We start from the raw sequence: 21,668 nt of genomic DNA, 5'->3' as shown, positions 1-21,668 counted from the left end.
ACGATCCCCCGCGTCGCCCGAATCAGGCAGCTTGACCGGTTTCGCCGCCCTCATGGGCGGACGTCCCGGCCTGTGCTGAGTATATTGGCTCTAAGCCAGTCAACGCAGGAGTTACAGGATGTCCCCCCGCAGCGCATCGGTCAATGAAGAATTGCGGCGGCGCTCCCGCGAGCGACTGCTCCAGGCGACCGTCGAGTTGGTGCGCGAGCGCGGATACGACGCGACGACGCTCGGCGACATCGCACAGCGCGCGGGGGCGGCCCGCGGACTGGTCTCGTACTACTTCCCCGGCAAGCGGCAGCTGCTCCAGTCCGCCGTGCACCGGCTGATGCACCGCACGCTCCAGGCCGCGCTGGAGCGCGCACCGCGGCCGAGCGGCCCGGACGCGGGGCGGGAACTGCTCGCCCGGGCCATCGACGCGATCCTGGGGCTGGCCCATGACGAACCGCTGCTGATGCGGACGCACATGGCCGGGATCCTGACGGCCGAGGGCTTCATCCAGTGCCCGGAGCAGCAGCGGCTGGCCCAGCTGCTGCGGGAGACGGTGGTGGCGTACGGATCACCGGACCCCGACACCGACTACCCGATGCTGCGGGCCCTGCTGATGGGGTCGGTGGTGCCGATGCTCCTCCCGGGAGCACAGATGCCGCGGGTCCGACTGCGCGCCGAACTGTTCCAACGGTACGGACTGGACTGGGAGTTGGGGGCACCACCGGGCGAACGGCCACCGGAGGGGGCGACGACGCGGGGGCACCCCGGCATGTGACGCCGGGCCCCCACGATCCGCCCGACGGACCGGGAGGGGAGGGCCCCGGACCGTGTCGCCACATGCGCCGCGGGGCCACCCTTCGGGCGACGACGGGAAGGTGACGGCGCGAAGGCGACGGCGGGAAGGTGGCGACCGGCCCTAGCGCCGGTGATGACGCGGCGTCAGCAGGCCGGCGTCGCGGGCTCCGGCGATCAGCCGGAGCGCCCGGCGGCGGTTCCGGCCGGTGGCGTGCATGACGGCGAGGACGGGGTCCCGGCCCTCCTCCTGGGCCGCGCGGTAGACCGCCGCGGCGAGCTTGCGACGCTCACCGGCGCGCGACCGCACGAGGACGGTGGCGGGGGCGGCGGCACCCGGTTCCACCGCATCGCCGGTGGCGGCGGGTGCCGCACCGGGCAGCTCGCCGGCACCCGTCGCGCCGGGCGACTCGTCGCCACTCGCCGTGCTGGGCGGCCCTTCGGCGATCACGCCGTCCGCCGCATCCCTGGCGTCCACCGCATCCGCCGGGCCTGGCGCGTCAGCCGGAGTGCCGGGTGCCGGTTCCGCGTCCCCGCCCGCCCCCGTGCCACAGAGCGTGCCCTCTCCGTGGACGACGTCCGCCGCCGGGGCCGCGGTCCGCTCGCGGGCCTTCTGGGCGCGGACCGGGTCCTCACCACCCTCAGGCGCGGCGGGTGTTGGTGCGGACTCGGGGCCGGCGGGGGCGGCGGGCACCTCGGGGGCGGACTGGATCTTCGGCGGGCGGCCGGTGGCCATGCGGCAGGCGTCGTCGAGGGGGCCCTCGATCCAGCGGGCGAGGGCGGCCAGCGCGTCCGGCGTCAAAGGCGGGTCGGCGCGGACGTCCTCGACGGTGAGGTGATCACCGGAGGCCGTCACCAGGACGTCGATCCGGGCGCCCTGCGGGAAGGTCAGTCGGGCGCTGAACCACGGGCCCAGTTCGGGTGCGGCCGAGCCATGCGCCTGAAGCTCCCAGTCGGGCCACTCCAATGCCCCGCCCTGCGCTTTATATCGGTGGTTATCGGTATAAAACTCACTTTCCGACACAACCAAAACCTAGCCTCCAGCTCACCCGGCCAAGGGGCGCGGCACGCTCATCGGACCGGGAGCAACCCCGATAGCGCACTCTCCCGCCGCAGGTCCGCCGGTGCGATCCTGGGGGTACTCCGCGGAAGGGGCCACCCGTGCTTCGTGTCGCAGTGATCGGTTCCGGACCGAGCGGTGTCTACACCGCCCAGACGCTGGTCGGACAGGAGGCCGTCCCGGACATCGAGGTCTACGTCCTGGACCGGCTGCCGTGCCCGTACGGCCTGGTGCGGTACGGCGTCGCCCCCGACCACGAGAAGATCAAGTCGCTGCAGAACAACCTGCGGACGGTGCTGGAGCACCCCCGGGTGCACTTCCTGGGCAACGTCGAGGTGGGCGGGGCCGGGGTGGGCCTGAAGGAGCTGCGGGAGATCTTCCACGCGGTGGTGTTCTGTGTGGGCGCCGCCACCGACCGGCATCTGGGCATCCCCGGGGAGGAGTTGCCCGGCAGCCATCCGGCCACCGACTTCGTCGCCTGGTACAGCGCGCATCCGGATGCGGCGCCCGACGGCTTCACGTTGACGGCGCGTTCGGCGGTGGTGATCGGGGTGGGGAACGTCGCGGTGGACGTGGCCCGGATGCTGTCCCGGGGCGCCGCCGAACTGGCGGTGACCGACATGCCGCAGAAGGCGTTGGGGGCGCTGGCCGACAGCCGGGTCGAGGACGTCTGGATGGTGGGGCGGCGCGGGCCCTCGCATGCGAAGTTCACCACCAAGGAGCTGCGGGAGCTGGGGGCGCTGCCCGGTACCCAAGTGGTCGTCCGGCCCGAGGAGTTGGCGATGGACCCGGGGTACCGGGATGCGAGCGGTCTGCCGGCGCCGGTGCGGCGGAACATCGAGGTGCTGCACGACTGGGCGGAGCGGCCGGTGGCGCGGGCGGCGGGGATGGGGCGGGCGCGCCGGATCCATCTGCGGTTCTTCCTGCGGCCGGTGGAGATCCTCGGCGACCGGCCCTCCGGGGTGCGGGCGGTGCGGTTCGAGCGGACCGCGCCGGACGGGCGGGGCGGGGTCGCGGGGACGGGTGAACACGAGGAGATCGAGGGGCAGTTGGTGCTGCGGTCGGTGGGCTACCGGGGGCTGCCGCAGCCGGGGCTGCCGTTCGACGAGGCGACCGGGACGGTGCCGCACGAGGGTGGGCGGGTCCTCAAAGACGGGATGCCGTACCCGGGGATCTATGTGGCGGGGTGGATCAAGCGCGGCCCCACCGGGGTGATCGGCACCAATCGGCCGTGCGCCAAGGAGACCGCGATGTCGCTGCTGGCGGACGCGGCGGGGCTGGCGCGGCGGACGGTGGCGGCGGATCCGGTGGCGGCGCTGGAGCGGGCCGGGGCGCGGCCGGTGCCCTGGCGCGGCTGGCTGGCCATCGAGGCGGCGGAGGCGGAGTGCGGGCGCGACCTGGGGCGCGGCCCGGTCAAGCTGGCGGACTGGGCCGGGCTGCTGCGGGCGGCGCGGTCGGCGGTGGTGGGGCGCTGAGCCGGGGCGGGCGCGGGCCCGTTCAGAGCTCGCCGAGCCGGTGCGCCTGGAGGTCGGCCGCGCGCAGCACCCCGTCGATCAGGCCGGGGAACAGCGCGTCGAGGTCGTCCCGGCGCAGGCCGTTCATCTTGGCGGTGCCGCGGTAGATCTGCTGGATCACGCCGTGCTCGCGCAGCACCCGGAAGTGGTGCGTACAGGTCGACTTGCTGACCGGGAGCTCGATGTCCGCGCAGTTCAGCTCGTCCTCGGCGGCGGCCAGTGCGCAGACGATGCGCAGCCGCATCGGGTCGGCGAGCGCATGGAGCACCTGGGCGAGCCGGATGTCCTCGCGGTCCGGGTGCGGCAGCGACCGGGCGCCCGAGGCGGCCCCCACGGCGGGTGTTTCGGGCGACATGACCGCTCCTGACCTGCGGATTCGTTGAAGTGCGGCGCGCTCGCACGGGGTGTTCCCCGGTGCCGGCGGCCGTTCTTGAGATCCCATTGTACGAGAGCCATCGTAGTTTGACATCCACCGTACTACGATGCCTATCGTATGAACCGGGGTCCGGTCGGTCCCCTTCCCGTCCAGGTACAGGAGCCTGCCGTGAGCGCACTCTTCGAGCCCCTCAACCTCCGCTCGCTGACCATCCCGAACCGCCTCTGGATGGCCCCGATGTGCCAGTACTCGGCAGCCCCCGAGGGGCCGGACCAGGGCGCCCCCAACGACTGGCACTACCAGCACCTGGTGGCCCGGGCGGCGGGCGGCACCGGCCTGATCATCGCCGAGGCGACCGCGGTCAGCCCCGAAGGCCGGATCAGCCCCTACGACCTCGGGCTGTGGAACGACACCCAGACCGCCGCGTTCCGCCGGATCACCGACGCCCTCAAGGCCCAGAACAGCGTCCCGGGCATCCAGATCGCGCACGCCGGCCGCAAGGCGTCCACCGAGCGCCCCTGGGTGGACCGCGGCGCCCCGATCCACCCCGGCCAGGGCTACGGCTGGCAGCCGGTCGGCCCGAGCCCGCTGGCGTTCGCCGACGACTTCGCGGCCCCCGAGGAGCTGTCCACGGAGCAGATCGCCGAGATCGTCGCCCAGTTCGCGGCGACCGCGCGCCGGGCGCTGGACGCCGGGTTCCAGGTCGTCGAGATCCACGGCGCGCACGGCTACCTGATCAACGAGTTCCTCTCCCCGTACAGCAACCGCCGCACCGACGCCTACGGCGGCTCCTACGAGAACCGGACCCGGCTGGCGCTGGAGATCGTGGACGCCGTCCGGGCGGTCTGGCCCGAGGAACTACCGCTGTTCTTCCGGATCTCGGCGACCGACTGGCTCAGCGAGGACGAGAGCGACGACCGCGAGGGCTGGACCGCCGATGACACCGTGCGGTTCGCCCGCGACCTCAAGGAGCACGGCGTCGACCTGCTGGACACCTCCACTGGCGGCAACGCACCGAACGCGAAGATCGCGGTGGCGCCCGGCTACCAGGTGCCGTTCGCGGAGCGGGTCAAGCAGGAGGCCGGGCTCGCGGTGGGCGCCGTCGGCCTGATCACCGAGGCCCGGCAGGCCGAGAAGATCGTCGCGGACGACCAGGCCGACGCGGTGCTGCTCGGCCGCGAGTTGCTGCGCTCGCCGAGCTTCGCCCAGCACGCCGCCCGCGAACTCGGCGCCGCCGTGCACGTGCCGCAGCAGTACCACCGGGCCGTGTGACCTGCGCGGACACCGATCGGCACGCCGTTGTCAGTGGTCGGGTGCACACTTGCGGCATCTGTGACAACGGCGTCCCGGAGGTGTTCCGGCATGACAGACGTACTCCTCGCGGTGGGCACCCGCAAAGGGTTGTTCATCGGCCACCGACGGCGCGGCACCTGGCAGTTGAGCGGCCCGCACTTCCCCGCACAGGCGGTGTACTCCCTCGCGATCGACACCCGCGGGACGCGGCCCCGGCTGCTGGCCGGCGCCGACAGCGCGCACTGGGGCCCGTCGGTCTTCCACTCCGACGACCTGGGCGAGTCCTGGCACGAGCCGGCCCGCCCGGCCGTGAAGTACCCCAAGGACACCGGGACTTCGCTGGAGCGGGTGTGGCAGCTGCACCCCGCGGGCCCGGCCGCGCCCGAGGTGGTCTATGCCGGCACCGAGCCCGGCGGCCTGTTCCGGTCCGAGGACCGTGGCGAGACCTTCGAGCTGGTCCGGGCCCTGTGGGAGCACCCCAGCCGCGAGAAGTGGGTCCCCGGCGGCGGCGGTCTGGCCGTCCACACCGTGCTCACCGATCCCCGGGACGCCGCCGCGGTGACGGTCGCGGTCTCCGCGGCCGGGGTGTTCCGCACCCGCGACGGCGGCGCCAGCTGGGCGCCGTCCAACACGGGCGTCAAGGCGGTCTTCCTGCCCGACCAGCACCCCGAGTTCGGCCAGTGCGTCCACAAGATCGCACGGGACCCGGTCGACCCCGACCGGCTCTACCTCCAGAACCACTGGGGCGTCTACCGCTCCGACGACTCCGGGGCGACCTGGACGGACATCGGCGACGGCCTGCCCTCCGACTTCGGCTTCGCGGTGGCCGCGCACCCCCGACGCGGCCAGGTCGCCTATCTCTTCCCGATCACCGCCGACATCGACCGGGTGCCGGCCGAGCACCGCTGCCGGGTCTTCCGCACCTCCGACGCCGGCGCGAGCTGGGAGCCGCTGAGCACCGGCCTGCCCGAGGAGGACCACTACGGCACGGTGCTGCGGGACGCCCTCTCCGTCGACGACGCCGACCCCGCGGGAGTGTATTTCGGCAACCGCAACGGCGAGGTCTACGCCAGCGCCGACGACGGCGACAGCTGGCAGCAGCTCGCCCGCCATCTGCCGGACGTGCTCTGCGTACGGGCGGCCGCGGTGGCGTGAGCCGCGGATGGCCGGGAAGTGCAGGGCGGCGGGCCTGGGCCAGTAGGGTGATCCCGTGGCTGCACGACCTCTTCAAGACATCGTCGAACCAGGCTGGGCCAAGGCACTTGAGCCGGCCGCCGGACAGATCGCCGCGATGGGCGACTTCCTGCGGGCCGAGATCGCCGCGGGCCGGACCTACCTCCCGGCCGGCAACAACGTCCTGCGGGCCTTCCAACAACCCTTCGATGAGGTGCGGGTGCTCATCGTCGGCCAGGACCCCTACCCCACCCCGGGGCACGCGGTCGGACTGAGCTTCTCCGTGGCGCCGGACGTCCGCCCGCTGCCCGGAAGCCTGGAGAACATCTTCCGCGAACTGCACTCCGACCTCGGGCTGCCCCGGCCGTCCAACGGCGACCTCACCCCGTGGACCCGGCAGGGCGTGCTGCTGCTGAACAGAGCGCTGACCACCGCCCCGCGCAAGCCCGCCGCGCACCGCGGCAAGGGCTGGGAACAGGTCACCGAGCAGGCCATCCGCGCCCTGGTGGCGCGCGGCGGCCCGCTGGTGGCGGTGCTGTGGGGGCGCGACGCGCGCAATCTGCGCCCGCTGCTGGGCGACCTGCCCTCCGTCGAGTCCGCGCACCCCTCCCCCATGTCCGCCGACCGCGGCTTCTTCGGCTCGCGGCCGTTCAGCAGGGTCAACGACCTGCTCGTCCGGCAGGGTGCCCAGCCGGTGGACTGGCGGCTGCCCTGAGCCGGGCCGCGCTCCAGGGCCGGGCGATAGTGTTCCCGGCATGACGCAGACGAACATCCCTGCGGGCTGGTACGCCGACCCGCAGGGCACTCCCCACCAACTCCGCTGGTGGGACGGCTCCCAGTGGACGGCGCACACCCACCCCGGCCAGCAGGCCCACCCCCAGGAGCAGGCCGCGCAGCAGGGCCACCCGCAGCAGGCCCCCAGAGCGGCACAGCAACAGGCACCCCAGCAGGCGCCGCAGGCGCCGATGCCCCAGCAGTACGCGCCGCAGCAGCAGGCCCCGGCCCAGGCCCCGTACGGCCAGCAGCCCGGCGGCGCCCCCTACGGCCAGCCGGGACCGTACGCCGGCGACGCGCAGCACCAGGCGCGGATGCAGGCCGGCATCCAGCAGCAGGTGCAGCAGCAGGCCGGTGTGGCCCCCGCCGGGATGGGCGGCGGCTCCCTGTTCACCGAGCCGGTGCTGGTGGTCAACCAGAAGGCCAAGCTCATCGAGGTGAGCAACGAGTACGCGGTCTACGACCAGCACGGCAACACCCTCGGCTCGGTCGTCGAGATCGGCCAGAGCACCGCGAAGAAGATGCTCCGGGTGGTCTCCAACCTGGACCAGTACATGACCCACCGGCTGGAGATCCGGGACGCCCACGGCCAGCCGCACCTGATGCTGACCCGACCCGCGAAGCTCCTCAAGTCCAAGGTGCTGGTGGCGCGCCCGGACGGCCAGCCGGTCGGCGAGATCGTCCAGCAGAACGCCATCGGGAAGATCAACTTCGCGATGCTGGTCAACGGCCAGCAGATCGGCGCCATCAAGGCGGAGAACTGGCGGGCCTGGAACTTCGCCATCGTCGACCACACCGACACCGAGGTCGCCCGGATCACCAAGACCTGGGAGGGCCTGGCCAAGACGATGTTCACCACCGCCGACAACTACGTGCTCCAGATCCACCACCAGCTGCCCGACCCCCTCCTGAGCCTCGTCGTCGCCACCGCGCTGACCGTCGACACCGCCCTCAAGCAGGACTCCCGTGGTTTCAACTGAGCCCACGGACGCGGGGGACGGCGAGTTCGTCCTCGGGGTGGACTCGGGCGGCTCGGGCCTGCGGCTCGCGGTGGCCCGCGCCGGCACCGGCGGGGTGCGGACGGCGGCGACGTTCACCTCCCGCGAACCGGTCCGCACCGGCCCGGCCGGCATCGACGCCGCCCATATGCTCGACCAACTCCTCCCGGCCGGCCAGGAGTTGGCCCGCCGAGCGGGCGCGGACCGGTTCGCGGCGATCTGCGTCGGCGCGGCCGGTATGGGCACCCTCGGCGACGATCTGCGGGCCCGGCTGCCCGGTGCGCTCACCACCGCCTTCGGCATCCGGCACCTCGCACTCGCCGCGGACGCGGTGACCGCCTACGCCGGGGCCCTCGGCCAGCGGCCCGGTGCGGTGGTCGCCGCGGGCACCGGCCTGGTCGCCCTGGGCACCGACCTGACGCCGACGGGCGGTTGGCGCCGAGCCGACGGCTGGGGGCATCTGCTGGGCGACTGCGGCAGCGGCGCCTGGATCGGACGGGCCGGGCTGGAGGCCGCGCTGCGCGCACACGACGGGCGGCCCGGCGGATCGCGGGCGCTGCTGACCCGGGCCGAAGCGGAGTTCGGGCCGATCACCGCACTGCCCGGCGTGCTCTATCCGCGGCCCGACCGACCCGCCGTACTGGCCGCGTTCGCCCCCGAGGTCGCACGCTGCGCCGCCAGGGACGCGATCGCCGCCGGAATCATGACCGACGCCGCGCGCCATATCGCCGACTCCGCCGCCGCGGTCTGCCCGCCCGGCCCGGACACCGCGGTCGCCCTCACCGGCGGGCTGCTGCGCCTGGGCACCCCGCTGCTCACCCCGCTCCGCGCGGCGCTCGCCGAGCGGCTGCCCGGGGCCCGCGCCCAGGAGGCCGCCAAAAGCCCCCTCGACGGGGCGCTGACGATCGCCGCCGCGCTCGCCACGGACCGTCTGGCGCTGCCCGCCGACGGGAAGTTGTTGCAGATCACAGGGCATGTGCCGGGCTCGTCACCGTGACGGGCGGGATAAAACGGGACGGATACCTCGCAGCGGAACCCTCCCTCCTCGGCCGGGCAGGTCAAGGCGTTAGCATGCGGCGCCATGAGTTCCCCCACTGGGCCCGCACCTGGCTCGCCCCGTATCGACGTCGACTCCCTGAGCCCGGGAGACGCCCCCGGCCTGCCCATGCGCATGCCGCGCGGACGGCCGACCGGCCGCCACCGCAAGCCGGAACCGCTCGCCGCACCCGAGGGCGCACCCGCCCTGGTGCTCGCCGTGCCCGGCACCCCCTCCCCCGCCTCGCGCAGCCTGGCGGAGGAGGTCTCCAGCATCGCCCGCTCCGAACTGCCCGGCCTCGACGCGCGGATCGGCTACGTCGACGGCGGGGACGAGGAGTTCCCGTCCCTGGAGGCGGTGCTGGCCCAGGCCGCCGCGGAGCAGCAGGCACAGGCGGCCGAGACCGGCCGGCGCGACCTCGGCCCCGCCGCGGTCGTCGTCCCGCTGCTCGCCGGCCCGGACAGCGCCCTGCTGCGCCGGATACGCCAGGCCGTCCTGAACAGCGCCTCCGGGGCCGAGCTGACCGACGTCCTGGGCCCGCACCCGCTGCTGGCCGAGGCGCTGCACGTCCGGCTGTCCGAGGCCGGGCTGGCCCGCGCCGACCGGGCCCGGCTGTTCACCGTCGCGACCGCCGCTGACGGCATCATCCTCGCCACCGTCGGCGGCGAGGAGGCGGTCCAGGCCGCCGGCATCACCGGCATGCTGCTCTCCGCCCGGCTGGCCGTGCCGGTCCTGGCCGCCGGTCTGGACGAGGAGGGCGCCATCGCCCGCACCGCCGAGCAGCTGCGCTCGTCCGGCTCGCAGCAGCTGGCGCTGGCTCCGTACCTGATCGGCCCCGAACTCGCCGACGGCCTTCTGGGGGCGGCTGCGGAGGAGGCGGGCTGCGCCTCGGCCGAGGCGCTCGGCGCGTACGGCGCGGTGGGCCGCCTGGTGCTGTCGAACTACGCGGCGGCGATGGGCATCACGCTGCAGGGTCAGGGCCTGGGGGCGCCCGTCCGGTAAGAACCCGCCACACCCGTTCATCGAGGGCCGTCCCGCGCCGAGCGCGCGGGGCGGCCCTCCGGCCTTACCGCCCTTCCCCGTCCCGTTCGCTCCTTCCTCCCGCGCGGCCGATGAGTCAGGCCCATCTGCCCCGTCTACCCTCACGACACCGCCCGTCCGGCCAGCAGGAGGAACGCCATGTCCGACCCCACCGCGCCCGAGGACGTCGTCCGGGCCGCTTTCGCCGCCTACTCGGCCCAGGACCGGCCGGCCATGGAGCGGCTGCTGGCCGAGGAGTTCGTCTTCACCAGTCCGCAGGACGACCACATCGACCGGGCCGCCTTCCTGGATGTCTGCTTCCCGACTGCGGACCGGTTCCGCTCCCAGGAGCTCCTCGACGTGGTCCCGTGCGACGGCGGCCGGGCCTTCGTCCGCTACGAGTACGAGCTGCTGACCGGCGAACGCCACCGCAACGTCGAGGTGATGACGGTCCGCGACGGGCGGCTGGTCGAGACCCAGGTGTACTTCGGCGGGCGCTTCCCCCAGGAGTGAGCCGGCCGGCCGTCAGGCGAAGACCACGCAGGAGGCGGCCGGTGCCGGGACCGAGCCGCCGCGCGTGGGGACGCCGGTCCGCGGGTCGAGGGCGAACCATGTCACGTCGCCGGAGCGTTCGTTCGCCGTGTAGAGGTGCCGTCCGGAGGGGTGCAGCGCGAGGTCGCGGGGCCAGTGGCCGCCGCACGGCACGGTGGTGACCAGCGCAGCCGTCCCGGCCCCGGCGTCCAGGGAGAGCACCGCGATGCTGTCGTCGCCCCGGTTGGCCGCCCAGGCGAACCGGCCGTCCCGGGAGAGGACCAGTGCGGAGGGGTAGGTGGGGGCGGCGGTGCCGGCGGCCCCCTCGGGGAGCAGCGGGGTCTCCCCGAGGGGCGTCAGGGTGCCCTGGGCGGCGTCCCACCGGCAGAGCGTCACGGTCGGGTCGAGTTCGTTGATGACGCAGGCGAGTTCGCCGCCCGGGTGGAACGCGAGGTGCCGGGGCCCGCTGCCGGGACGCAGCCGGGTCTCGCCCCGTACGGAGAGCGTGCCGCTCGCCGGGTCGAGGGTGCAGACCCGGACCGCGTCGGTGCCCAGGTCGACGCTGAGCAGCCAGCGGCCGCTGGGGTCGGGGAGCACGGCGTGCAGGTGCGGGCCTTCCTGGCGGTCGGCCCGCGGGCCGCTGCCCTGGTGGGCGAGGACCCGCGGCGGGCCGCCCAGGGTGCCGTCGGCCCGTACGGGGAGCGTACTGACGGTGCCGGAGCTGTAGTTGGCGGTGACCAGGTGGCCGGCGGTGAGGGTGAGGTAGGTGGGGTCGGCGCCGTCCACGGGGGTGGCGGGGGCGAGCAGTTCGGGTCCCTCGGGGGTGAGGCGGAAGGCGGCGGCCGCGCCGTCCGGGGTCTCGCTGACGGCGTAGAGGCGCCGGGTGCCGGGGTCGGGTACCAGGTAGGAGGGGTTGGGGACGGCGTCGGTGGAGTGCAGCGGGGTCAGCGCCCCGGTCGCCGGGTCGACGGCCGCGGTGGTGATGCCGAGGCCGCCGGCCGTGGTGAAGGAGCCGAGATACGCACGGGGCCGGTCCCCGTGCCCCGGTCCGTCAGAGGTCCGCTCAGCCGGTCCCGTCGTCGCCACTGGTCGCCGCCCTTCGTCCGCTGCCCGCCCGCCGGGGCCGCCCGGCCGCAGTGCGGGCCCGGTCGGCCCGCCGTGGCCTGCGCCGTCGGGCCGCTTCCCGTTGTGCCGTGTCCCGGTATGCCGTTGTCCCGGCGACGCTAGCAGGGCGGGCGAGGGCCTGTCGTCAGCTTCCCGTCGTCGCCCGACGGGCGGCGCCGCGGCGTCCGGTGCGTGCTCTCGGCGTGCCGGACGGCAGTCCTTGTACGGGGCCGTACCGGGGCCTTCGTCCAGTGCGGCGAGCGTGCGTGCCGGGCGCCGTGGGGCAGTCGGGAAGGTGACGAAAGGCCCTGGGGCGGCGGCGGAGTTGGCCGATTGGCGACGGGTACGACGGCCGGACGTGCGCGGCGGTCCGCGGCCGGGAGCAGTCCCCGGCCGCGGACCGCCGCCCGGATGCCATCAGGCGCCCACCGCGATCCGCTCGGACCGGCCGAGGGGGACCGCGAGGGCGAGCAGGGCCTGTTCCAGGGCGTGCAGATGGGCGAGTACGGGTCCGTCGTCGGCCACCTGCGCCGCCGCCTGCGCCGCGGTCTGGCGGCGCCCGTCGATCGGGGCGTCGGTGAGCGCCTCGACGGCGGCTTCCACGCGCCAGCACGCCGCGACGAGCCGGGCGTCGTGCGACGCCTCCGGATCGGCGGCGACGGACGCCAGCCCGCGCACCTCGCGCGCACAGTCGTCCAGCAGCGCGAGCACCTGCCGGGCCCGCCGCTTGCGCGCCCGCAGCGGGCTGAGCGGATGCACGAGCGGGACGAGGGAGAGCCGGACCCGGCCGAGGATCGCCTCCAGTTCGGCGACGCGCGGTGCCGGATCGGCCTGTGCGTCCCCCGCGAGCCGGGCGGCGGCCTCCGCGGTGCTCGCGCGGACGCACCGCAGCGCCCGCTCGACCCGCTCGTCGGTGACCGAGTGCGTGGTCACCGGCAGCACGAGCAGCACTGCCAGCGCGGCGCCCAGCGCGCCGATGGCGGTCTCGCCGACCCGCAGGGCGAGCAGCGCCGGATCGAGCACGCCGAGCAGCCCGTACAGCATGCTCGCCAGGACGGTCACGGAGAGCATCATCCAGGTGTAGGAGACGGCGGCGGAGTAGAAGATCCCGAAGACGCTGAGGGCGACGACCGCGACGGCCACGGCCGGCTCGCCGTGCAGCGGCATGGCGACGGCGAAGCCCAGGAGGACGCCGAGCACGGTGCCCAGGAACCGCCGGAACCCGCGGACCAGCGTCTCGCCGCGCGAGGTGGTGTTCACAAAGACCCACCAGGTGGCGCCCACTGCCCAGTACCACCGCTGGTCGGACAGCAGGTGCCCGGCGGCGAGGGCGACGGCGGCCCCCGCGGTCGCCTGGACGGCCTGCCGCGTCGTGATCCGCGCCAGGCCCGTCCCGCCGGGCGGCGCGGCCACCGGGGCGGGCGCCGGCAACCCCCGCTCGTAGCACCACGCCCCGAACCGCACCAGCGCGGACACCCCGAGCGAGAGCAGCACGGCGGCGGACAGTTCGGGGAGCTGGCCCGGCACGGTGTGCAGGAACTGCGCCGCGAAGAAGGTCATGAAGGCGAAGACGCCGAGCGCGTGCCCGCGCGGACCCCAGCGCCGCGCGTACACCCCGGCCCCCACGACGGCGAGGAACGCCAGGTCGCGGGCGGCGGTCAGCTCGTGCAGCACGGCGGCGAGCGCGAGCACCGGAAGGCCGACGACCGGCAGCAGCGCGGTCGTCGCGGCCTGCCCGCGCACCGTCGGATCGCTCACCGTGAACAGGGCGAGCAGGGCGGCCAGACCGCCGGTGATCGACGCGATCAGCGAGAGCCCGGAAGCCCCGCACAGCGCCACCGCGAGCCCGATCCCGACCACGCCCCGCAGCGCGAACCGCAGTCGTACGCGCCCCGGATCCGGCGCCACGAACGCCCTCTTCAGCAAGTTGCCCCGCCCCTTCTGCACACAGATGCACCACGACATGAGAAAAGCGCCGCGGAAATCCGCAGCGCCATTGACGCATCCATCTCAACATCTGGAGGCCGATGGCTCAACAGGAGACGAAAATACTGGGCCAATGGCATAGCCGAGGACGGTTCGAGGCTGCCAGAAGGGGGCCAACGGCCTACTGTGCGGCGCATCCGGCGGACGGTGCGTCCGGCGGGCCTCGGCGGCACAGGCGGCCGATCCGGCCTCGCTGTCCGCTCTCGTCATCGGCGGGGGTCGGGTGCGGGGACGGGGACGCTGCCGCGTGGCGGCCGGCCCGGCCCGGGCGCCTCCCGCGCCGGGCGGGACCGCCCGCCTCACATGGGCAGGGAGAGCAGCCGCACCGGTCCCGGCGGCCAGGAGGCGTCGTCGTGCAGCGGTGTCCACATGGTGCACAGCGGCATGACGACCGGGCCGGTGGGCTGCTCGACCCGTACCTCGTCCCGGACTTCCCGCCAGCCGAGGCGGGCGTAGAGGGCGACCAGCGGCGGGCGGCAGAACAGCAGGCCGTGGTGCGGGCCCAGGGTGCGGGCGTGGCCGAGTGCGGCCGCCACCACCCGGCGCGCCAGGCCCCGGCCCCGTACGTCGGCCGCCACCGCCACCCCGCCGACGCCGATCACCGAGGTCTCCGTCCCACCGAGCAGGACGGGGGTCCGCAGCAGGCCGGCGTGGGCCACCAGTCGGCCGTCGAGCCGGATGCCGAAGTGCTCTTCCTTGGGCAGCCAAGCGAGGCCGGCGTCGTTGACGCCGAAGGGGTCCGGGCCGTCGCCGAGGATCCCGGTCAGGTCGTCGCGGGTGTAGGCGTCGAGCCGGCAGGCGGTCAATCGTGTGAGGTGCTCCGTCATCCCCGCATCATGATCCGGTGAGTGGCCGGAGGGCCAGTGGGGGCGCCATGGGGAAGGTGCAACTCTCCACAGACCGGCAACTTCCGTCCCCTCAACGGCACTTCGGCACCCGGCACCGCGCTCTGGGCGCATCGGGAGAGCCGCTTCCCCAGCCGCTGCCCCACGAGGAGCGGGCCCGGCGCACCAGAGGCCCTCAGGCGAACTGGGCGACGTAGTCGTCGAAGGGCGGAATGCCGACCTCGGCGCGCCGCTGGTCCATCCGCTCCGGGTCCTGGCACGGCCACGGGACCGGCGCGCCGTCCCGGACCCCGGCGATCTGGGTGCCGTAGACCTGCTCGCGGCCCTCGTTGACCCGCGTGCGGTCCTGGAGGAAGGCCAGATCGCGCGGGGCGGCCAGGCCGTCCGCGACGGCGCGCTCCAGCAGCCGCAGCGCGCGCCGCTGCACGTCCAGTTGGCGGTCGGCGTGCTGGGCGATCAGCCAGGCGGCGCGGGCGGCGTCCGCGCCGAAGCGGTCCTCGGTGGGCCAGCCGTGGGCGTCCATGATCTCGGTGAGCCGGTCGGCGTGCCGCGCGGTGAGCCGGCGCCAGGCCAACTGGCCCGCGAAGTCGGCGCCGTTGGCACGGGGTCCGGCCTCCTGGTCCGCGGCGGCCATCGCCACCAGTTCGGCCGCCACCGCGGTCGGTGCGTCGTCGGTGCCGTGTGTGTGCGCGTCGTGCGTCATCCCTGCTCCAGGCGTCGTAGGTGGCCCTGCGTCGGGTCGGCCGACTCCAACCTAAAGGCGCCGAACGGCACCGAAGATCGTCCTTGGGTACGGTGACGGGAGGGGCCGCGCGGCGGCATAATGGATCTGTCCTCGAAAGCGCCCCGCCCTTTGTTGCGACACCCACCGACCGCGAGGAGGCCGTGGGCCGATGGCCGTGGACGCGTTGGACGCGAAGATCCTCCGACTGCTGCTGGAGCAGCCGCGGACGAGCGTGCGGGAGTACGCCCGGGTGCTGGGGGTCGCCCGCGGAACGGTCCAGGCGCGCCTGGACCGCCTGGAGCGGGACGGGGTCATCACCGCCTACAGCCCGCGGCTCTCTCCCGCCGCGCTGGACCACCCGATGCTGGCCTTCGTGCACATCGAGGTGACGCAGGGACACCTGGAGGAGGTCGCCGCCGCGCTGGCCGAAGTGCCGCAGATCATCGAGGCGTTCTCCACGACCGGCGGCGGCGATCTGCTGACGCGGGTGGTGGCCCGGGACGCGGCACATCTGGAGGACGTCATCCAGCGGCTGATCAGGTTCCCGGGGGTGGTCCGCACGCGGACGGAGGTGGTGCTGCGCGAGCGGGTGCCGCACCGGATGCTGCCGCTGGTCGAATCCGTGGGCGGCGCGGCCCCGACGGCGGGCTGACCGGCGCCGGGATGGGCGGTGGTGGCGTCAAAGGCGCCACCGGTCCCGGTCGAAGCGGCGCGGGGACCTGCGGTGTCCCCCGGCGGCCGGCGGGAGTCGGCCGCATGGACGGGGGCATGTCGAAGGGGCCGCCGCCTGCGGCCGGTTGCCGGAGGGTTCACGGCATGGGCGTGGCCGGTCGACCGGTCCGCTGCGGGTGACCGCGGTACGCCGGGGCCGGCCGTATCGGCATGAGCCGGCCCCGGGAACGCCTCATCTCATCGGAGGCCGAGGGACGCGCACTCCGCGGCCAGGGCCGGGGTGCAGAGCAGGTCGGCGCGCACCACACCGTCCCGCACGACGGTGTCCTTGAGGTTCTCCTTGGTGACCACCGTGGCCTTGAACAGCTTGGCCGGGATACCGGACTTGCTGTGGCTGGCGGCGGTGGTGGGGGTGAGGGAGGTGATGCTCTGGCCGCGCAGCAGCCGGAAGGCGAGCTCCGCGGCGGTTTCCGCCTCCGGCCGCACTTCCTTGTAAACAGTGAACGCCTGAGTACCACTCAACAGTCTCTGGAGTGCGGGGAGTTCCGCGTCCTGACCACCGAGCGGGACATTCGCCGCACCGGCCGACTTCAGCGCCTCGGCGATACCGCCGGCCATGCCGTCATTCGCCGAGTAGACCGCGTCGAAGCCCCGCGCACCACGGGAGTTGATGACGTCGGTCATCTCCTTCTTCGCGGTTCCCTCGGACCATTCGGGGATGTCCTTCTCGTAGACGATCTGGTGCACCTTGCCGTCGAGGACGGCATGTGCGCCCTTCTTGAAGGCCGGGGCGTTGGGGTCGTTGGGAGAACCGTTGAACATGACAACATTTGCACTCGCCGCCCGTGAGCCCAGCGCGGTGAGAATTCCCTCACCCTGGAGGCGGCCAATCTTTTCGTTGTCGTAGGAGACGTACGCCGCCACGTCGCCCTCGGCGAGCCGGTCATAGGCGATGACCTTGACGCCCTGGTGAGCGGCGGAGTCCACCCAGCTCTTGGCTGCCTGCGCGTCGACCGGGTCGAGGATGATGACCTTGACGCCCTTCTTCACCAGGGCCTCGAACTGGTCGCGCTGGGTGTCGGCGCTGGACTCGGCGTTTCCGTAGTCCACCGCACATTCGAGGCAAAGCGCCGCGAGGCGCCGGGAAATGATGGTGTGATCGAATTTCTCGTAGCGCGTGGAATTGTTCTCGGGAAGGAGGAGGCCGATGCGGTCCTTCCCTTCGGACGGTTCCTGATGATCGCTTCCGCAGGCCGCCAACGACGCGGCGAGGGAAAGCGTCAACGCACTGATGATGACGCGGCGACGCCTTGTTGCATTCGTCACATTCGCCGCGTCCATTGCCTTCATCGGCCTCATGAAAGGTACCTCCACAGGGGCCGCCCTGACTCGGCCCATGAATGGCTGAGTGAACGTCACTGACGCCGAATCGTCAAGAAACAAAGTAATAACGACGCAGAAGTGACGCATGCTTTGAGATGCCGAACACGGCCTGGGGCGAGGCGACGACGGCGGCAGCGGATCGCATACGGCGCCGCTCCGGACGGTACTCCGCCCGCTACGTCAGGTGTTCGCCTTCCGCCCACGGGGCATGGTTCGGCGGTATGAGCACGGCATGGAAGCGGACCCCCGTCTCCGCCGCGGGACGGCTGGGCCGCGCGGACGAACACCCCGGACGCCACGACCGGGACTACCGGCAACGCCGGGACGCCCTGGCGGCCCGTGCCGCCGGCCACCCGGTGGGGGCGCCGTACCCGGGCGTCCAGTACACCGAGGACGAGCACCGGACCTGGTGCACGGTGTACGACGCCCTGCGCCCGGCGCATCAGGCGCACGCCTGCGGGGCGGTGTTGGACGCCCTCGCGGACGCGGAGATCCCCGCCGAGGGAGTGCCGCAGCACGCGGACATCACCCCCACTCTCAGGGCCCGCACCGGATTCGCGCTCACCCTGGCCGGCGGGGTGGTGCCCAACGAGCGGTTCCTGGGGGCGATGGAGCACGGCTACTTTCATGCGGTGCAGTTCGTACGCCATCCGGCCGTGCCGCTCTACACCCCCGAACCGGACGTCCTGCACGACGTGTTCGGACACGGGATCCATCTGTCGTCACCGCGCATCGCCGAGCTGTACCGGGTGATCGGCAGGGCCGCGAACCGGGTGCGGACCGCGGAGGCACTGGACATTCTGAGCCGGATGTACTGGTACACGCTCGAATTCGGGTTGGTCGCCGAATCCGGCACGCCCAAGACCTTTGGCGCGGGACTGCTCTCCTCGTACGGGGAGATCGGTGAGCACAAAGGGAGGGAAGTGCGCGAACTGGACGTACGCGCCGTGGCCAGTACGCAGTACCGCATTTCCAGTTATCAGCCGGTTTTGTTTGCTGCGCGCTCCTTCTCCCATCTTGAGGACACCATCGGGGCGTTCTGCGCGGAATTCGACGACGAGACCGGGCAGCGGCTGGGATTGCCGAGACTGCCCCGCGACCGGGGATAACGCCCGTGCGGTGAGTCGGTGCGGGCCCCAGAAAGGCCGCGGGACCGCCATGTTGGGGAGGGAGATCTGGGGGGAGCTTTCGGACCGCCGGGGCCTCACTCTTCTCCGACCCCGACCAGCGCCAGCGTGATGTTGTCCGGGGCACCGGCCTCGACGGCTGCCTTCCACAGCTCGAAGACGGCCCGCCCGCCGTCGTGTTCGTCCAGCACCGCGGCGATCTCCTCCACGAGGACCGGGTCGGTGAGCCCGTCCGTGCACACCACATACCGCCGGTCCGGGGCCAGCGGCACGGAGCGGACGTGCGGGGTGACCTCGGTGAAGCGGGGCGCGCCCCCGATCGCCTGGGTCACCAGCGACGTGGTCCGCTGCCCCGGCCGCAGCGGCGGGCTGTCGTCCACGCTCACCTGCCGCAACCCGTCCTCCCCGGCCTCCAGGACCCGGCTGTCGCCGACGTTGAAGACCAGCAGCTCGTCGGGCAGGACCACGGTGCCGGCCACCGTGGTCCCCATCGCCGTCAGCCCGTGATCCCGCTCGGCGGCCGCGTACACCGCGCGGTTGCACCGGGCCAGCGCCGCCCGTACGGCGTCCTCGCTGCCCAGCGACGGCCCGAGCGCCGCCAGATGCGCCACCGTCAGCGCACTGGCCACCTCACCGCCCGGCTGCCCGCCGATACCGTCGGCGACCGCCACCACCAGGGGGCTGCCCAGCGCGAACACCAGCGTCTGGGGATTCTCGGTCACCGTGCCGCACAGCGTCCACGGCCCCGCGACCAGGCTGTCCTCGTTGTGCTCCCGGACCAGTCCGGTGTGGCTGAGCGCCGCCACCGTGACGTACTGCTCCACAGTGCTCATGGCCGTCGCTCCCTCGCGGTGTCCGCTGCCGGTTCCGCCCCGTACCGCCTCGTCCGGGCCACGGCCTCACCCGGCCCCGGTCCGACCGCTCAGCGTGTGCCGCTGCATCAGCCGGGACACGTCCTTCGCGGTGATGATCCCCACCAGATGCCCGGCGTCCACGACCAGGATCCGCATCCCGGTCCGCAGGGTCAGCCGGTCCAGCGCCTCGTTCAGCAGGTCGTCCGGCGCGGCCACCGCGCACTGGGACAGCGGCACCGCCACGTCCCGCACCCGCAGCTCCGCCCGCTGCGCGACCGGTATCGTCGCCAGCCTGCGGACCTGCACGACGCCGCTCGGCCGGCCCTCGAAGTCCAGCAGCGGGACGACGGAATGCCCGGTCGTCACGGCCACCTCGTCGATGAAGCGCTGCACCGTCAGCCAGTCCGCCCCCGTCACCACCGGGCTCGACATGGCGTCGGCCGCCCGCACCCCGCGCAGCGCCGTCTGCATCGTCGCCCGCCGCCGCTCCGACCCGGCGACGACCAGGATGAACAGTCCGATGACGGCCAGCCACAGCCCGCCCGCCGACCCGCGCAGCACGGAGATCCAGCCGGCCGCCACCAGCAGGACGCCCATCACCTGCCCGCCCCGGGACGCCGCGATGTCGGCGCGGTCCCGGTCCCCGGTACGCCACCACAGCAGCGCCTGCACCACCCGTCCCCCGTCGAGCGGGACCGCCGGCAGCAGGTTGAACACGCCCAGGAACACATTGGCCCAGCCCAGCCACACCAGGACGACCGCGGGCACCGCCCACAGCGACAGTGCGTGCAGCCCGAAGCCCGCGCCCAGTGCGACGCCGCCGATGAGCAGGCTGGTGAGCGGACCGCTGACGGCGACCGCGAAGGCCGCGGCGGCGGTCTTCGGCCGCCCCATCCGCGTGATCCCGCCCAGGGCCCACAGGGTCACGTCCTCGACGGATATCTGCCTCCGGCGCGCGATGGCGGCGTGCGCCGTCTCGTGCAGCAGCAGACTGCCGGTGAGCAGGGCGGCCCCGATGACCCCGCCCAGGGCGTAGACGAGGGTGGAACGCCCCGGGGCGATCGCCGGCAGCGTCTGCCGCCCCAGGCCGTACGCGAACAGCACCACCAGCAGCGGCACGCTCCAGTGCATGCGCAGCGGTACCCCGACCACATGTCCGATCCGGACCGAGCCGTTCATCAGCGTCTCCCGCCGGCCCGGGCACCGGTTCCTCCGGGCAGGGCCTCACGCCCCGCGCTCCGCGGACCGCCCGGCGCGGCATTCACCCCAATTGTCACTCGCCGCCCCGTCGTCGGCGGATGCCCTCTCCACCGGTCGTTCCCCGCCCACCGCACTAACCTGGAGATGCGGTCGCGCGCGTGTGCGGCCGCCAGGACGCACCGCGCATCGTCGGGGAGCGGGAGGCGAGAGCCATGGGACGCAGTCACCACTTCCACCTCGATCAGGGCAACCACTCCATCACCGTGAACATCGGCCCCGGCCGGGACGGTGAGATCGAACTCCTGGTCAACGGCAAGGTCGTCGCGTACCAGAGGGAACACGGCACCGGTCTGAACCTCCTCACCGGTGAACTCCCGGACGACCCCGTCCGACTCTTCCGCGTGCGCATCCGCGAGCCCCGGCTCGTCCCCACCGCGCCCCGCTGCACCTTCGAACTGGACGGGGTGGAGTACCCCATGCCGGAACGCCACGTCGTCTGAGACCACGTCGAGGTCGTCTGCAACCACGTCCAACCCCCAATCCCCGTCGGTCAGTTACCGTCCGGTCCCTCGCGGAGGCCGCGCTGTTCGAGGCCGGCTACGAGGCCACGGCAGCGAGACCGCGCGCCGCACCGCCGTCGGTCGCCTTCGCCTGAAGACCGCACGGCCTTCCGCGTCCTCCCGCCACCACCCCCTCACGCTCCGCTCACTTGGCCTTGCTCTCCGCTTCCACCAGTTGCTTGAACTGCTGGAGGTCGGTGCGTACGCCCCGCTCGATCGCGACCGCCTGCGCGAACCCCTGCGGTCCGCCGAAGGTCTCCTTGATCGTGCCCGGGTCGTACTCGAACCGGGCCTGGACCCGGGTGGTGCCCCGGTCGATGGGCAGCAGAGAGAACGTCCCCGCCAGATCGGGGCCGCTCGTGGTCTGCCACGTCATCACCTTCTCCGTCTCCCGGTCGACGATCTCGACGTCGAACTCCTGCGCCCGGCCGCCCGTGTCGACGTCCAGGTGCGTCCGTCGCTCGCCCTCCGACCGGGCCTCCCGGACTCCGTTCAGGAACCGGGGATAGCTCTCCGTGCGATGGAGGCAATCCCAGGCTTTTTCGAGGGGAACACTGATGTCGATGTGTTCTTCGAGAGTGCTCATCGGACACCTCACAGCTTGCCTACGGCCCCCGCTACGTCTCCAGGTTCCTCCGCCCGGCGGTCGGCGGCG

The 21,668-nt window shown here is 73.3% G+C and carries 22 protein-coding genes; 12 read left to right on the top strand and 10 right to left on the bottom strand.

Annotated elements, in window-relative coordinates:
• Positions 1–118: 118 nt before the first annotated feature.
• Positions 119–766, top strand: coding sequence for a helix-turn-helix domain-containing protein (locus tag ACIQE0_RS02285; protein ID WP_366334356.1), 648 nt, complete (start codon positions 119–121; stop codon positions 764–766).
• Between the two features lie 141 nt (positions 767–907).
• Here ACIQE0_RS02285 and ACIQE0_RS02280 read toward each other — a convergent pair whose 3' ends face one another.
• Positions 908–1,750 carry a DUF6214 family protein gene (locus ACIQE0_RS02280; protein WP_402328440.1) on the bottom strand — a complete coding sequence of 281 codons (843 nt, stop codon included), beginning with the start codon at positions 1,748–1,750 and terminating at the stop codon, positions 908–910.
• 194 nt (positions 1,751–1,944) lie between these two features.
• Here ACIQE0_RS02280 and ACIQE0_RS02275 point away from each other — a divergent pair, with 194 nt between their 5' ends.
• Entirely contained in the window at positions 1,945–3,318 is a 1,374-nt protein-coding gene (locus ACIQE0_RS02275; RefSeq protein WP_366334354.1) for an FAD-dependent oxidoreductase, read from the top strand.
• Positions 3,319–3,340: 22 nt separating this feature from the next.
• Here ACIQE0_RS02275 and ACIQE0_RS02270 read toward each other — a convergent pair whose 3' ends face one another.
• Positions 3,341–3,712, bottom strand: coding sequence for a helix-turn-helix domain-containing protein (locus ACIQE0_RS02270; protein WP_366334352.1), 372 nt, complete (start codon positions 3,710–3,712; stop codon positions 3,341–3,343).
• Between the two features lie 189 nt (positions 3,713–3,901).
• On the opposite strand from ACIQE0_RS02270, the gene ACIQE0_RS02265 reads away from it, so the two are divergent.
• From ACIQE0_RS02265 to ACIQE0_RS02235, 7 genes are all read left to right on the top strand, one after another.
• Complete coding sequence (locus ACIQE0_RS02265; RefSeq protein WP_366334350.1) at positions 3,902–5,005, top strand: NADH:flavin oxidoreductase/NADH oxidase; 1,104 nt, start codon at positions 3,902–3,904, stop codon at positions 5,003–5,005.
• Positions 5,006–5,095: 90 nt separating this feature from the next.
• Entirely contained in the window at positions 5,096–6,181 is a 1,086-nt protein-coding gene (locus ACIQE0_RS02260) for an exo-alpha-sialidase (RefSeq protein ID WP_366334348.1), read from the top strand.
• Between the two features lie 55 nt (positions 6,182–6,236).
• A complete protein-coding gene (locus tag ACIQE0_RS02255) occupies positions 6,237–6,914 on the top strand; it encodes a uracil-DNA glycosylase (RefSeq protein ID WP_366334346.1) in 678 nt (225 codons plus the stop codon).
• A 40-nt stretch (positions 6,915–6,954) separates the two neighbouring features.
• Positions 6,955–7,953, top strand: coding sequence for a phospholipid scramblase-related protein (locus tag ACIQE0_RS02250; RefSeq protein ID WP_402328436.1), 999 nt, complete (start codon positions 6,955–6,957; stop codon positions 7,951–7,953).
• A complete protein-coding gene (locus ACIQE0_RS02245) occupies positions 7,940–8,968 on the top strand; it encodes a BadF/BadG/BcrA/BcrD ATPase family protein (RefSeq protein ID WP_366334342.1) in 1,029 nt (342 codons plus the stop codon). Before ACIQE0_RS02250 ends, ACIQE0_RS02245 begins: the two co-directional genes overlap by 14 nt.
• A gap of 84 nt (positions 8,969–9,052) precedes the next feature.
• Positions 9,053–10,009, top strand: coding sequence for a sirohydrochlorin chelatase (locus tag ACIQE0_RS02240; protein ID WP_402328434.1), 957 nt, complete (start codon positions 9,053–9,055; stop codon positions 10,007–10,009).
• A 177-nt stretch (positions 10,010–10,186) separates the two neighbouring features.
• Positions 10,187–10,540, top strand: a complete 354-nt coding sequence (locus ACIQE0_RS02235; RefSeq protein ID WP_402328432.1) for a nuclear transport factor 2 family protein — start codon at positions 10,187–10,189, stop codon at positions 10,538–10,540.
• Positions 10,541–10,552: 12 nt separating this feature from the next.
• On the opposite strand, the gene ACIQE0_RS02230 is transcribed toward ACIQE0_RS02235, so the two are convergent.
• The 4 genes from ACIQE0_RS02230 to ACIQE0_RS02215 form a co-directional block, all read right to left on the bottom strand.
• Entirely contained in the window at positions 10,553–11,644 is a 1,092-nt protein-coding gene (locus tag ACIQE0_RS02230; protein WP_402328430.1) for a lactonase family protein, read from the bottom strand.
• 435 nt (positions 11,645–12,079) lie between these two features.
• Positions 12,080–13,588, bottom strand: a complete 1,509-nt coding sequence (locus ACIQE0_RS02225) for an FUSC family protein (RefSeq protein WP_402328428.1) — start codon at positions 13,586–13,588, stop codon at positions 12,080–12,082.
• 359 nt (positions 13,589–13,947) lie between these two features.
• Positions 13,948–14,475 carry a GNAT family N-acetyltransferase gene (locus ACIQE0_RS02220; RefSeq protein ID WP_366334334.1) on the bottom strand — a complete coding sequence of 176 codons (528 nt, stop codon included), beginning with the start codon at positions 14,473–14,475 and terminating at the stop codon, positions 13,948–13,950.
• A 193-nt stretch (positions 14,476–14,668) separates the two neighbouring features.
• Complete coding sequence (locus tag ACIQE0_RS02215) at positions 14,669–15,196, bottom strand: DUF6624 domain-containing protein (protein WP_366334333.1); 528 nt, start codon at positions 15,194–15,196, stop codon at positions 14,669–14,671.
• 190 nt (positions 15,197–15,386) lie between these two features.
• On the opposite strand from ACIQE0_RS02215, the gene ACIQE0_RS02210 reads away from it, so the two are divergent.
• Positions 15,387–15,869 (top strand): Lrp/AsnC family transcriptional regulator, encoded by a 483-nt coding sequence (locus ACIQE0_RS02210; RefSeq protein ID WP_384102601.1) that lies wholly within the window; start codon positions 15,387–15,389, stop codon positions 15,867–15,869.
• Between the two features lie 257 nt (positions 15,870–16,126).
• On the opposite strand, the gene ACIQE0_RS02205 is transcribed toward ACIQE0_RS02210, so the two are convergent.
• Positions 16,127–17,230: a sugar ABC transporter substrate-binding protein gene (locus ACIQE0_RS02205; RefSeq protein WP_402328640.1), complete on the bottom strand. Its 1,104-nt coding sequence runs from the start codon at positions 17,228–17,230 to the stop codon at positions 16,127–16,129.
• A gap of 263 nt (positions 17,231–17,493) precedes the next feature.
• Here ACIQE0_RS02205 and ACIQE0_RS02200 point away from each other — a divergent pair, with 263 nt between their 5' ends.
• Positions 17,494–18,381 carry a phenylalanine 4-monooxygenase gene (locus ACIQE0_RS02200; RefSeq protein ID WP_402328425.1) on the top strand — a complete coding sequence of 296 codons (888 nt, stop codon included), beginning with the start codon at positions 17,494–17,496 and terminating at the stop codon, positions 18,379–18,381.
• Between the two features lie 95 nt (positions 18,382–18,476).
• Here ACIQE0_RS02200 and ACIQE0_RS02195 read toward each other — a convergent pair whose 3' ends face one another.
• Both ACIQE0_RS02195 and ACIQE0_RS02190 read right to left on the bottom strand, forming a co-directional pair.
• A complete protein-coding gene (locus ACIQE0_RS02195) occupies positions 18,477–19,232 on the bottom strand; it encodes a PP2C family protein-serine/threonine phosphatase (RefSeq protein WP_402328423.1) in 756 nt (251 codons plus the stop codon).
• Positions 19,233–19,298: 66 nt separating this feature from the next.
• Positions 19,299–20,432: a site-2 protease family protein gene (locus tag ACIQE0_RS02190; RefSeq protein ID WP_366334325.1), complete on the bottom strand. Its 1,134-nt coding sequence runs from the start codon at positions 20,430–20,432 to the stop codon at positions 19,299–19,301.
• 233 nt (positions 20,433–20,665) lie between these two features.
• On the opposite strand from ACIQE0_RS02190, the gene ACIQE0_RS02185 reads away from it, so the two are divergent.
• Entirely contained in the window at positions 20,666–20,953 is a 288-nt protein-coding gene (locus tag ACIQE0_RS02185; RefSeq protein WP_366334323.1) for a hypothetical protein, read from the top strand.
• Positions 20,954–21,158: 205 nt separating this feature from the next.
• On the opposite strand, the gene ACIQE0_RS02180 is transcribed toward ACIQE0_RS02185, so the two are convergent.
• The gene (locus ACIQE0_RS02180; RefSeq protein WP_366334321.1) at positions 21,159–21,599 is read right to left on the bottom strand and encodes an SRPBCC family protein; all 441 of its coding nucleotides are present in this window, start codon (positions 21,597–21,599) and stop codon (positions 21,159–21,161) included.
• Positions 21,600–21,668: the final 69 nt, after the last annotated feature.

Origin of the sequence: Streptomyces sp. NPDC093097 (assembly GCF_044754325.1) — a bacterium.
Classification (GTDB): domain Bacteria; phylum Actinomycetota; class Actinomycetes; order Streptomycetales; family Streptomycetaceae; genus Streptomyces.
Note: the sequence above shows the minus strand (reverse complement) of the source record. Positions and strands in the feature narration are given on the sequence as shown.